The 12,692-nt window shown below is 56.3% G+C and carries 9 protein-coding genes; 7 read left to right on the top strand and 2 right to left on the bottom strand.

Annotation, left to right across the window (positions count from 1 at the left end):
* The first annotated feature begins 397 nt into the window (after positions 1–397).
* Entirely contained in the window at positions 398–1,168 is a 771-nt protein-coding gene (locus EI291_RS19315) for a hypothetical protein (RefSeq protein ID WP_125423925.1), read from the top strand.
* Positions 1,169–1,206: 38 nt separating this feature from the next.
* On the opposite strand, the gene EI291_RS19310 is transcribed toward EI291_RS19315, so the two are convergent.
* Positions 1,207–4,683 carry a methylmalonyl-CoA mutase family protein gene (locus EI291_RS19310; RefSeq protein ID WP_125423924.1) on the bottom strand — a complete coding sequence of 1,159 codons (3,477 nt, stop codon included), beginning with the start codon at positions 4,681–4,683 and terminating at the stop codon, positions 1,207–1,209.
* Positions 4,684–4,768: 85 nt separating this feature from the next.
* On the opposite strand from EI291_RS19310, the gene EI291_RS19305 reads away from it, so the two are divergent.
* Positions 4,769–5,542, top strand: a complete 774-nt coding sequence (locus EI291_RS19305) for a hypothetical protein (protein WP_125423923.1) — start codon at positions 4,769–4,771, stop codon at positions 5,540–5,542.
* Between the two features lie 63 nt (positions 5,543–5,605).
* Here EI291_RS19305 and EI291_RS19300 read toward each other — a convergent pair whose 3' ends face one another.
* Entirely contained in the window at positions 5,606–6,475 is an 870-nt protein-coding gene (locus tag EI291_RS19300; RefSeq protein ID WP_170172725.1) for a carboxypeptidase-like regulatory domain-containing protein, read from the bottom strand.
* A gap of 217 nt (positions 6,476–6,692) precedes the next feature.
* Here EI291_RS19300 and lepA point away from each other — a divergent pair, with 217 nt between their 5' ends.
* The 5 genes from lepA to EI291_RS19275 all read left to right on the top strand — a co-directional run bounded on the left by lepA (position 6,693) and on the right by EI291_RS19275 (position 12,547).
* Positions 6,693–8,480 (top strand): translation elongation factor 4, encoded by a 1,788-nt coding sequence (gene lepA, locus EI291_RS19295; protein WP_125423921.1) that lies wholly within the window; start codon positions 6,693–6,695, stop codon positions 8,478–8,480.
* 116 nt (positions 8,481–8,596) lie between these two features.
* Positions 8,597–8,776, top strand: coding sequence for a hypothetical protein (locus tag EI291_RS19290; protein ID WP_125423920.1), 180 nt, complete (start codon positions 8,597–8,599; stop codon positions 8,774–8,776).
* A 12-nt stretch (positions 8,777–8,788) separates the two neighbouring features.
* Complete coding sequence (locus tag EI291_RS19285; RefSeq protein WP_125423919.1) at positions 8,789–9,694, top strand: bifunctional 5,10-methylenetetrahydrofolate dehydrogenase/5,10-methenyltetrahydrofolate cyclohydrolase; 906 nt, start codon at positions 8,789–8,791, stop codon at positions 9,692–9,694.
* Between the two features lie 280 nt (positions 9,695–9,974).
* The gene (locus EI291_RS19280) at positions 9,975–10,580 is read left to right on the top strand and encodes a 7-carboxy-7-deazaguanine synthase QueE (RefSeq protein ID WP_125423929.1); all 606 of its coding nucleotides are present in this window, start codon (positions 9,975–9,977) and stop codon (positions 10,578–10,580) included.
* Positions 10,581–10,597: 17 nt separating this feature from the next.
* Entirely contained in the window at positions 10,598–12,547 is a 1,950-nt protein-coding gene (locus tag EI291_RS19275) for an OmpA family protein (RefSeq protein ID WP_125423918.1), read from the top strand.
* Positions 12,548–12,692 lie beyond the last annotated feature (145 nt).

Here is a 12,692-nt window from a genome sequence, read left to right as displayed (position 1 = left end):
CCTGCCGGGCTCCGGGCTCAGTCAGCGCCTGCGCCACGCGCTGGCGCAAATCCATCGAATACGCTTGCATATACCTGCTTACGTACGCTAGGCGACGGCAGCTACACCGTTCATGAATCCGCTATAACTTCGGCCGCATCAGCTTTGCGGAGTTTCAGGGAGTGGAATCAGTAGAGTAGGTGAAAAAACCGCGCCGCCCGGATGATTCCAGGCGGCGCGGTTTTGGGTTGTCGTCGGGGCAGGAGTGGAGGTACAACCTGCACTTTATGACTGGTCACGAGTTACGGCTGCGTCTAAACTCGCGTCAGTTAAGCTTTTGTTGGCTATAATTAAATTAATTTCTGTAATTTGTTCTGAGATTTAGAATAGAACATACACGAACTGTCAACTGTCGTTCATGAAATCTGTTAGATTAAAGTTTTTGCTTATGAGGCAAGCTTCTGGTGTAAACAATAGTAAGCTTTTGCAGGTCAATTCTGAAGAAGATAAGTTGCAATCGTACGTGAATGAAAAGGGAGTAGAAAATCTTCATGCAATGGTTGCAATAAAAGATTTTGAGATAAGAGCCTTTGTGGTAAATATTGAAAATAAAGTGTTTCATGTGCCAGAACCCCATCCTGTTGTTCTGTACTACGCAAGAGCATATGGCTTGTCTGATAGCATCGATAAACTTAGGTCAGATACTATTTATGAATGCAATAGACAGCCTGGAAATGTTTATAATCAGCTTCAAAGCTTTTCTAATTTCTATGTGTCTTTTACATCATTTGTGACTCATTTATACAATTCTGTTGAATCATTTATGAATTATACAATTCCAAAAGATTATGTTGATAGTGTTGAGATAAAGGTTAAAGGAGTTAAAAAGTTTCCTGATAGAGAAGATGTACAGAGGTGGGTTAAATTTAAAGATAAATTTGATAGAATATTGCCTTCTATTCATGAAAGAAAATTTGAATCTTACACAAAAGAAACCAAATTGATTTATGAATTGAAGGAACTTAGGGATTCTATAATGCATACTAAATTTGATGTAGGTAGTTCTGCTACTCCATATAGTCCATTATTTAGGGCAGCCCTTAGTTTTGAGTTTGTGGCCGCACTTGAGGCGGTTGAAATATTTATAAATTATTTTGAGCCAGGTTTAATAGAATATGTAGAATCATAAAGAAGGCGCAGTGATGTCACTGCGCCTTCTTTATGATTCTACATATTCCGGCGGTACTGGCCGCCCACTTCAAACAGCGCATTCGTAATCTGCCCGAGGGAGCAGAACTTCACGGTTTCCATGAGGGCCTCGAAGAGGTCGCCGTTGGCCACGGCCACCTGCTGCAGCTGCTTCAGGCGCTGCGCGGTGGTAGCGTGGTTGCGGGCGTGCAGGGCCTGCAGCATCGTAATCTGGTACTGCTTTTCCTCCTCCGTGGCCCGGATTACCTCGGCGGGTACCACCGTGGGCGAGCCGGCCGACGAGAGGAAGGTGTTCACCCCGATGATGGGGTACTCGCCCGTGTGCTTGAGCGTCTCGTAGTACAGGCTTTCCTCTTGAATCTTGCCGCGCTGGTACATGGTTTCCATGGCGCCCAGCACGCCGCCGCGCTCCGTAATCCGGTCGAATTCGGCCAGTACGGCTTCTTCCACTAGGTCGGTCAGCTCCTCGATGATGAAGGAGCCCTGCAGCGGGTTTTCGTTTTTGGCCAGGCCCAGCTCCCGGTTGATGATGAGCTGGATGGCCATGGCCCGGCGCACCGAGGCCTCGGTGGGCGTGGTAATGGCCTCGTCGTAGGCGTTGGTGTGCAGCGAGTTGCAGTTGTCGTAGATGGCGTAGAGGGCCTGCAGGGTGGTGCGGATATCGTTGAAGTCGATTTCCTGGGCGTGCAGGCTCCGGCCGCTGGTCTGAATGTGGTACTTCAGCATCTGCGAGCGGGCGTCGGCGCCGTACTTCAGCTTCATGGCCTTGGCCCAGATGCGGCGCGCCACGCGGCCAATTACGGCGTACTCGGGGTCGATGCCGTTGGAGAAGAAGAACGACAGGTTGGGGGCGAAGTCGTTCACGTTCATACCCCGGCTCACGTAGTACTCCACAAACGTGAAGCCGTTGCTGAGCGTGAGGGCCAGCTGGGTAATGGGGTTGGCCCCGGCCTCGGCGATGTGGTAGCCCGAAATGGAGACGGAGTAGAAGTTCCGCACCTTGTTGGTGATGAAGTACTGTTGCACGTCGCCCATCAGGCGCAGGCTGAACTCGGTGGAGAAGATGCAGGTGTTTTGGGCCTGATCTTCCTTCAGAATGTCGGCCTGCACGGTGCCGCGCACCTGCGCCAGGGTGCGGGTTTTGATGGCGTGGTACACCTCCTGGGGCAGCACCTGGTCGCCGGTTACGCCCAGCAGCAGCAGGCCCAGGCCGTCGTTGCCCTGGGGCAGCTCGCCCTGGTAGCGGGGGCGGGGCTGGCCCAGCTCCCGGTAAATGGCGTCAATCTTCTGTTTGACCTCGTCTTCCAGCCCGTTTCCCTTGATGTACAGCTCGCACTGCTGGTCAATGGCCGCATTCATGAAGAAGGCGGCAATGGTGGCGGCCGGGCCGTTGATGGTCATCGACACCGAGGTCATCGGGTCGGCCAGGTTGAAGCCGGAGTAAAGCTTTTTGGCGTCGTCGAGGCAGCACACGCTCACGCCCGAGTTGCCGATTTTGCCGTAGATATCGGGCCGGTGGTCGGGGTCCTCGCCGTAGAGCGTCACCGAGTCGAAGGCCGTGCTCAGGCGCTTGGCGGGCAGGCCCATGCTCACGTAGTGGAAGCGGCGGTTGGTGCGCTCGGGGCCACCCTCACCGGCAAACATGCGGGTGGGGTCTTCGCCCTCGCGCTTGAAGGGAAATACGCCGGCCGTGTAGGGGAACTCGCCGGGCACGTTTTCCTGGAGCTGCCACTTCAGCAGGTCGCCCCAGGCCGTGTAGCGTGGCAGGCTCACCTTCGGAATCTGGAGGTGGGAGAGGCTCTCGGTGTGGGTTTTCAGGCGCAGCTCCTTGTCACGCACCTTAAAGATGAACTCGGGGGCTTTGTAGGCGGCTACCTTCTGCGGCCAGGTCTCCAGGAGCTTCCAATTTTGCCCGTCCAGACGGAGCTTGATTTCCTCGAAGGTGCTCTCCAGGCCGGCCACGAGGCTTCCTGCTCCGGGTGCGTGGCTGCCGTGCCCGCTGCCAGGTCCGCCAGCGGCGTTTCCGAGACTTTCGACGGCTCCGACGGCTTGTCGGATTCCATAGAGCTGCTGAGCAACGTCAGCTTGTTTTTGAACCCACTGGTCATACTGGCGGTTAGTTTCGGCAATTTCAGACAAATACCGCGTGCGGTGCGGCGGAATGATGTAAATCTTCTCCGAATCCTGCTGGGAGGTTTCGAGCTGGGAGGCGAAGGCCGCCCCCGTCTTGGCTTCTACGGTAGCCAGCACGGCGCGGTAGAGGCGGTTCATGCCGGGGTCGTTGAACTGCGAGGCGATGGTGCCGAACACGGGCATCTCGTCCAGGGGCTTGTCCCAGAGCTGGTGGTTGCGCTGGTACTGCTTGCGTACGTCGCGCAGCGCATCCAGGGCCCCGCGCTTGTCGAATTTGTTGAGGGCAATGATGTCGGCGAAATCGAGCATGTCGATTTTCTCCAGCTGGGTGGCCGCGCCGTACTCGGGCGTCATCACGTAGAGGCTGGCGTCGGAGTGCTCAATGATTTCGGTGTCGCTCTGCCCGATGCCGGAGGTTTCGAGGATAATCAGGTCGAAGCCGGCGGCGCGCACCACGTCCACGGCGTCCTGCACGTACTTGCTAAGTGCCAGGTTGCTCTGGCGGGTAGCCAGGCTGCGCATGTACACCCGCGGCGAGTTGATGGCGTTCATCCGGATACGGTCACCCAACAGGGCCCCGCCGGTTTTGCGCTTGCTGGGGTCCACCGAAATGATGGCAATAGTCTTCTCGGGAAAATCCAGCAGGAACCGCCGCACCAGCTCATCCACGAGGCTCGACTTGCCCGCGCCACCGGTACCGGTGATGCCGAGGATAGGGGTTGTGGTAGTGCTTAGTGCTTGGTGCTTAGTGCTTAGTTTGTTCTGGCTGCCGTCGGTATTTTTGAAGTCAGCTACCAACGACGCCTTTACCCGCTCAAATTCCTCGGGGAAGTTTTCGGCGGCCGAGATGAGGCGGCCGATGCTGCGGGCGTCTTTGTCCTTTACGTGCTTGGCCTCGCCGTTGAGGTGCTGGCCGGTGGGGAAGTCCGACTGCTGGAGCAAATCATTAATCATGCCCTGCAGGCCGAGGGCGCGGCCGTCGTCGGGGGAGTAGATGCGGGTGATGCCGTAGCCCTGCAGCTCCGCAATTTCGGTGGGCAGAATCACGCCGCCGCCGCCGCCGAAGATTTTGATGTGACCCGCGCCGCGCTCCTTCAACAGGTCATACATGTACTTAAAGTACTCGTTGTGGCCGCCCTGGTAGGAGGTAATGGCAATGGCCTGGGCATCTTCCTGAATGGCGCAGTCCACAATTTCCTGGACCGAGCGGTTGTGGCCGAGGTGAATAACTTCGGCCCCGCTGGCCTGGATGATGCGGCGCATGATGTTGATGGCCGCGTCGTGCCCATCAAACAGGGCCGCTGCCGTCACAATCCGGACGTGGTTCTGGGGCTTATAGGGAGCTACGGGAGCTGGGTGCATACGCGCAGTACAAAGTGGGTGGAATTCGAGGGGTGAAGGTACAAAAAAAGCCCCGGCGGGGAGGCGCGGGGGCTTGTTTCTGAAGATGAGCTACTCCCTTCTATCTTCGCGGGTAAAAAAAATTAGCTATATGAATCGTGTACGAGCCCTGCTTATTGGGGTAATTATACTAGGAGCCAGTGTGTGGTTATACGCCAGCAATATGCCCGCCTTCAAGGGTGATGCGGTTCAAACGGAAGAGGATTTGCGTCAGCAATTGCTGAACGAATCCAGGTCTACATATTACCAGCGAGAAGCAGAACTGCGCACTAACCGCAACGAATTGCTCGATGTGAGTTCAGGTGTTGCTATTGCTGGCATTACCATACTACTGTTCGTTACAGTTCGACGCATTCATTCACTGCAGGACTTTCGGCAATTGCGCACCCCTACCAAACGACAGGTTGTCGTTTGGTTTAATATAGGTTGGGTAGTCTTGTTTGCAGCGCTCTACTGGTATTATGGATACCGGGGCGCAAGAGGAGATTATCCGCCTTTTGCTGATTCAATAGGTATACCTCTATACTATGGGCAGGCTACTCTGCTCGCTTGCTGGCCAGTACTCAATATTCTGCTACTCCTATTAATCTGGCCCGCAAAAATGGGTGGTCCCATGTTCGAAAAACCAATTGTTTATAAATGGTGGTTAATTCTGGCAGAAGTTTTTATTGGTGGTTGGCTTGTCTTAGCGGGTCTTTACCTAGTAACCACAATCATTGATGGTGACCATTTGACGGTTCCAGTAGCTATGCTGTTCGTGTACTTATTGCTGATACTGAGAGCCGGGCACGTAGCGGCAATTAATAAGCGAATAGGCTAGTTATTACAAGCCGTTCTCTTGATGTTGGCTGTTGCGGCATTTACCACGGGAGTTTTTAAAGAATTACTTCTTCTCCACTTCCTCCAGCACCGTAAAATACAGGCTGGGCTGCATGGCCTGAATCGTCCAGACGGCCTGGCTGTTCTCCCGCTCCACCATCAGCTGCTTTTTGTCGCGGCGCACCGGAATGGAGAAATACTTGTCCCAGGGCTCGGTTTTCTCGCTTTGCAGCCATTGAATAGTCGCCACTACGGGCTGGGCCTCCAGGCGGATATCGTAGCTGCTCACGTCCAACTGAACCCAGCCCCGCTGCCGGTCGGTGGTCGTGAGCTGGATGTCCTGCGCCAGTAGGGCCCGGCCGGGGCGGCCGTTTTCCAGCGCGTACAGGTTCAGGCGGAAGCGCAGGTGCTCGTAGGTATTCGTGGCCAGGTACACGTGCAGCACATCGAGGTAGGCAGGGCGTTTGGGTGTGAGCACCGTACCCAGTTCCCAGCCCCACTCATCGTCAACGGTTTCCTTGCCCGAGGAGCCGGTCGTCCAGAGCACGTCGCCGGTGGGTTGGGTGCGGCCCAGCTGCCCGGCTTTCACCTGGCGGCGCTGCACTACCACGTCGGGCAGGGCCTGTTCCAGCGGCACCAGGGCAAATTCCCGCTGTCCGTTCAGCAAAGCCTGCGGCGAAACGGCCGCCCGAAAAAAGCCCACGCTGGTGATAACCAGTGAATCGGTAGGGGCGGCCGGGAACCGCAGAATATACCGTCCCTCTTCATCGGCCACCGTACCAATAGTACGGCCAATGATACCCAGCGTGGCAAACGGGACAGGCTGGTTGGTACGGGCGTTACGCACCTGCCCTTCCACGGTAAAGGCCTGCGCAAACAGGGGAGATGAAATGATGCAAAGCACCCAGCACAGCAGCAGCCGACGAACTAACACAAACTCGATTCAATAAAGTAGGGGACGCGAAATAACGAGAGTTTAAGTTGCCGGTTGCGTTGAGCGGGCAGCTTTCTTTGCCAGAACTCAGGTAAGCTCCGGTTGGTTACCGCCGTCCGGCAGCCAGGAGCAGCACCGGGGGCGTGTATGCAGCCGACAGTTTCTAGCGTTTTCGGGGCCTTTTGCGTACCTTCGCCCTCGGAAAAAACCGCCTCTAGTGAAGAACATTCGCAATTTCTGCATCATCGCCCACATCGACCACGGCAAAAGCACCCTGGCCGACCGCCTGTTGGAATTCACCAGCACTGTGGCCAAGCGCGACATGCAAGCCCAGCTGCTCGACAATATGGACCTGGAGCGGGAGCGGGGCATTACCATCAAGAGCCACGCCATCCAGATGCAGTATCAGTACAAGGGTGAGCAGTACACGCTCAACCTGATTGATACGCCCGGCCACGTCGATTTCAGCTACGAAGTATCCCGCTCCATTGCTGCCTGCGAAGGCGCTTTGCTGATTGTGGACTCCTCGCAGGGTATCGAAGCCCAGACCATCAGCAACCTGTACTTGGCCATCGGCTCCGACCTGACTATCATCCCGGTGCTCAATAAAATCGACCTGCCCCACTCCATGCCGGAGGAGGTGTCAGACGAAATTGTGGACCTTATTGGGTGTGAGCGGGAGGAAATCATTCCTGCTTCGGGCAAATCCGGTATTGGCATCGAAGCCATTCTGAATGCCATCTGTGAGCGAATTCCGGCCCCCCAGGGCGACCCGGACGCGCCGCTGCAGGCTCTCATCTTCGATTCGGTCTTCAACTCCTACCGCGGCATTGAGGTCCTGTTCCGCATCAAGAACGGCACCATGAAGAAAGGCGACAAGCTCCGCTTCATGGCAACGGGCAAGGAATACGGTGCCGATGAAATCGGTATTCTCGGCCTCAACCAGGAGCCCCGCCTTGAGATTGGCGCCGGCAACGTAGGCTACCTCATTTCGGGGATTAAGGAAGCCCGGGAGGTAAAAGTAGGCGACACCATCACGCACGTAGCCCGTCCCACGGCCGAAGCCATTGTGGGTTTCGAGGACGTGAAGCCGATGGTATTCGCTGGTATTTATCCGGTAGATACCACTGAGTATGAAGAACTTCGCTCGTGCATGGAGAAGCTGCAGTTGAACGACGCTTCCCTGGTGTGGGAGCCTGAAACGTCGGTAGCCCTGGGCTTCGGTTTCCGGTGCGGCTTCCTGGGCATGCTGCACATGGAAATTGTGCAGGAGCGCCTGGAGCGCGAGTTCAACATGACGGTAATTACCACCGTTCCTTCGGTGCAGTTCCACGCCACCGGTACCAAAGACCAGCTGCTGACCATCAACGCCCCGAGCGAAATGCCCGAGCCGAACATGATCAAGCACATCGAGGAACCCTACATCAAAGCCCAGATCATCACGGCGGCCGATTACGTAGGGCCCATCATCACGCTGTGCATGGAGAAGCGCGGCATCATCAAGGGCCAGAGCTACCTGACCTCTGAGCGGGTGGAGCTGACGTTTGAGCTGCCCCTGTCGGAAATCGTGTTCGACTTCTTCGACAAGCTCAAAACCATTTCGCGCGGTTACGCTTCGCTTGATTACGAGCTGATTGGCTTCCGCGAATCGGACATGGTAAAGCTGGACGTGATGCTGAACGGGGAGAAGGTCGATGCCTTATCGGCCATCGTGCACCGCTCCAAGAGCTACGAGTGGGGCCGCCGCCTCTGCGAAAAGCTCCGGGAGCTGCTGCCCCGCCAGCAATTCGAAATTGCCATCCAGGCCTCTATCGGGCAAAAGATTATTGCCCGCGAAACCGTGAAGGCCCTGCGCAAAAACGTAATTGCCAAGTGCTACGGCGGCGACATCAGCCGGAAGCGCAAACTGCTCGAAAAGCAGAAAGAAGGCAAGAAGCGGATGCGCCAGGTCGGCTCAGTAGAAATTCCGCAGGAGGCCTTCCTGGCCGTTCTGAAAATCGACTAACGAAGTGGAACGCGCCCCATTGGGGCGCGTTTTTTTGTGCTACAACTTTTCAACACTTTCTCATTTACCTCATACACTTCTTGACACGGCGTGTACTGATTAACCCTTTCAAGAACATGTCCGATACCCTTCTCAAGAACTGTACGAGCCAGGAGCAACTGGAAAAAATCATCAAAGGACAGGAGCGCAAGTTCCGGTGGCGCGACGACTGGCCCGCCATGGAAGCCGCCCTGCAGGCCGCCGGTGCCGCCGCCATTGCCGCCAACGCCAACAAGCAAACTCCCGATCAGAAATAACCAAAATCCAGCATGACCACAGCCCCCGACGCCACCACCTACCGCCTCATCGACGGCAAGCAGACCGCCGAGAACATCAAGGCTGAAATTGCCGCCGAAGTAACCCAGCGCAAGGCTGCCGGCCAGAAGGTGCCCCATTTGGCGGCTATCCTCGTCGGCCACGATGGGGGCTCCGAAACCTACGTGCGCAACAAGGTACTGGCCTGCGAGCGGGTCGGCTTTGAAAGCACGCTGTTGCGGTACGAAGACACCATCACCGAGGCCGAGCTGCTGGCCAAGGTGGAGGAGCTGAACCAAGACCCGGCCATTGATGGCTTCATTGTGCAGCTGCCCTTGCCCCGCCACATTGATACCAACAAGGTGATTGAGGCAGTGCGGCCGGAGAAGGATGTGGATGGTTTTCACCCCATGAATATCGGCCGAATGGTAGCCGGCTTGCCCGCACTGCTGCCTGCTACTCCCTCGGGTATTGTGGAGCTGCTGCGCCGCTACGAGCTGCCTACTGATGGTAAGCACTGCGTGGTTATCGGGCGAAGCAATATTGTGGGTACGCCGGTTAGTATATTGCTGGCTAAGAACTTAGAACCTGGTAACTGCACGGTTACTTTATGCCATTCCCGCACCCAGAACCTAGCCGAAATTACCCGCACGGCCGATATTCTGGTAGCTGCCCTGGGCCGTCCGGAGTTCGTAACGGCCGATATGGTGAAGCCCGGAGCTGTGGTAATTGACGTGGGCACTACGCGGGTAGAGGACGCTGCCAAGAAGTCGGGTTGGGCCCTGAAAGGCGACGTTAACTTCTCCGAGGTGGCACCATTGACTTCTTACATCACTCCGGTACCCGGTGGCGTCGGCCCCATGACCATTGCCATGTTGCTGCTCAATACCTTACGTGCCGCCAAAGGGGAGGTGTACTGAGATATCAGTTGTTAGTTGCCCGTTGCCAGTTGTTCGTTTCAGCTTTGAACGAACAACTGGCAACGGGCAGCCAATAACCATCAACTCATTCCAAAATCCAATTAAAACCGCCTCAGGCTTTTAGATTTCGGGGGAGTGTACTACTTTTAAAGTCGGGCCGTTAGGAGAGGGGCTTGCACGCTGGTGCGTATCCCTGCCCGGCGGCCCGACTTTTTATTTTTCGAATACAACTGTTTTGCTGCACGAACTTCCTGTTACGTCGGCGTCCCCGGCCCAGGGGATGGCGGCTCCCGAACTGCCCGTTATGGAGCAGTTCTACACCATTCAGGGCGAAGGCTACAACACCGGCCGCGCCGCTTACTTCATCCGCCTGGGTGGGTGTGATGTAGGCTGCGTGTGGTGTGATGTGAAGGAGTCGTGGCCCCTGGATGCTCATCCGCGCCAGGCGCTTTCCTCGCTGGTCCATGCTGTTACCCAGCATCCTGGCCGCAACGTGGTCATTACCGGCGGTGAGCCGCTGATGCACGACCTGGGACCCCTCACCGCTGCCCTGCACGAAGCCGGCTGCCAGAACTGGATTGAAACCAGCGGCGCGTATCCGCTCAGCGGCAGCTGGGACTGGATCTGCGTGTCGCCCAAGAAATTCAAGGCTCCGCTACCGTCGGTGCTGGCTGCGGCCCACGAGCTCAAAATCATCGTCTTCAACAAGAGTGACTTTGCCTGGGCTGAGCAACATGCAGCTTTGGTTGGCCCCAACTGCCGGCTGTACCTGCAGCCGGAGTGGAGCAAGTCGGCGGATATGATGCCCCTGATTGTGGAGTATGTGAAGAGCCACCCGCAGTGGCAGGTTTCGTTGCAGACGCATAAGTTTCTCGATATCCCGTAGCGCCCTACTTTTCTCCTATGCGCCGTTCGTTATTCGTCCCGGTTGTACTGCTGCTTGCGGCGGGCGGGCTGTTTCCTTCGCAGGTAGCCGCCCAGACCAAGATTAGTACCACTAATACCAAAGCCCGTAACCTCTGGGAAAAAGCACAGGAGCAGGCCAAAGACCGGGACTTTAACAAGGCCATCGAAACGCTTACCCAGCTCAATCAGAAGTTTCCATCGTTGGGGGAGCCGTACGTGCTGAAGGGCTCCCTGCTGAAAGCCATGGGCGAGAATCAGCTGGCTTTCGAGTCGTACCGCGACGGACTGGGTAAGCTGCCCGTGGATCCTACCCGGTCCAACGACTATTTCACGCTGGGCGAGCTGGCTATGACCTTCGGTGAGTACCAGACGGCCGCTGACAGCTATAAAAAATATCTGAAAACGGCTGCCAAAAACCAGCGCAACACTCCACGGGCGCAACGCCAGATTATGAACTGCGAGTTTGCGCAGAAGGCTATGGCCGCGCCTACCGGCATCCAGCCGGAACGGTTGCCGGAGCCGCTCAATACTTTTCGGTTTCAATATTTCCCCGTACTCACGGCGGATAGCCGCTTTCTGCTGTTTACGGGCCGCCCAACCGCCGAAAGCGGGGAAGACCTGTTTGTGAGCCGGCAGAACAAAGATGGAAGTATGGGCGAGCCGGCTTCCATTTCGGCCGCCATCAACACGCCCTACAACGAAGGAGCCGGAGCCATATCCGGCGACGGCAAAACGCTGGTGTTTGCTTCCTGCGACCGGCCCAGCTCCGTGGGGAACTGCGACCTGTACATCTCGCGCCGCACCGGCAATGTGTGGAGCAAGCCCCAGAACCTGGGCCGCAATGTCAACTCGCCGGAATGGGATTCTCAACCGACGCTGTCGGCCGACGGCCGCACGCTGTATTTCACCAGCACCCGCCGTGGTGGCAAAGGGCAGGAGGATATCTACGTTACAACGCTGGATGCCCAGGGCAACTGGACTCCGGCCCGCAACCTGGGCAGCCCGGTCAATACCTCCGGCAAGGATATGGCTCCCTTTATTCATGCCAGTGGCACCACGCTGTACTACGTTACCGATGGGCTGGTGGGCATGGGGGGGCTGGATGTATACCGCTGTGAGCAGTTGGGCGCCGATAAGTGGAGCATTCCCCAGAATCTGGGCTTCCCGCTCAATACCTATGAGAACGAGGCTTCCTTGTTCATTACTTCCGACAACCGCCGGGGTTTCTGCTCCCGCTCCAAGGCTACGGTGCCGGGCGTAAAGCAGGAGCGGGACAGGCCGGTGGAACTCTTCGGCTTCGAAGTGCCCAAAGAAGTGCGGGCCCGCGAAACCAGTACCTACACCCAGGGCCGCGTGTTCGACGCCTTCACCAAAAAACCCATTAAGGCCGATGTGCAGCTCTACGACCTGAACACCGATGAACTGGTGCAGTACGTAGGCTCCGACGCCGAAAACGGCGAGTACACGGTGGTGCTCAACGAAGGCCGGCAGTACGCCATGTATGCCTCTGCCGATAAGTACCTGATGCGCAGCCTGAGTTTCGACTACAGCGACAAACGCAGCTTTGATCCGCTTACGCTGGATATCTACCTGGAGCCGGTACGCTCCGGCCGTAGTATCGTGCTCAACAACCTGTTCTTCGAAACCAAAGAGTTTCAGCTCAAGCCCAAGTCGCGGACGGAGCTGAACCGGTTGGTTGGTTTCATGAAACAGTACCCGGACATACTGGTAGAAATTTCGGGCCACACCGACGACGTGGGCTCCGACGACGACAACTTAGTCCTGTCGCAGAACCGGGCCAAGTCCGTATACACCTATCTGATTAGCCAGGGAGTGAAGGCCCAGCGCCTCCGCTTCAAAGGCTACGGCGAAACCAAGCCTCTGAATCCCAACGACTCCGATGAGCACCGGCAGCAAAACCGCCGCATTGAGTTGCGTATCCTATAACGGTTGATCCAGACTACGGGAAGCCCGGTCGCATCTAGCGGCCGGGCTTTTTTTGTGTGCACTTTTTCTTTCTGATAGCACAATTAAAAGACTGATGCTGAACAGGGTGATTTAGTGCAGAAGAAGCTTTTGATTAGAAAAATTA

Source organism: Hymenobacter rigui, from assembly GCF_003944715.1.
GTDB classification, from domain to species: domain Bacteria; phylum Bacteroidota; class Bacteroidia; order Cytophagales; family Hymenobacteraceae; genus Hymenobacter; species Hymenobacter rigui.
Note: the sequence above shows the minus strand (reverse complement) of the source record. Positions and strands in the feature narration are given on the sequence as shown.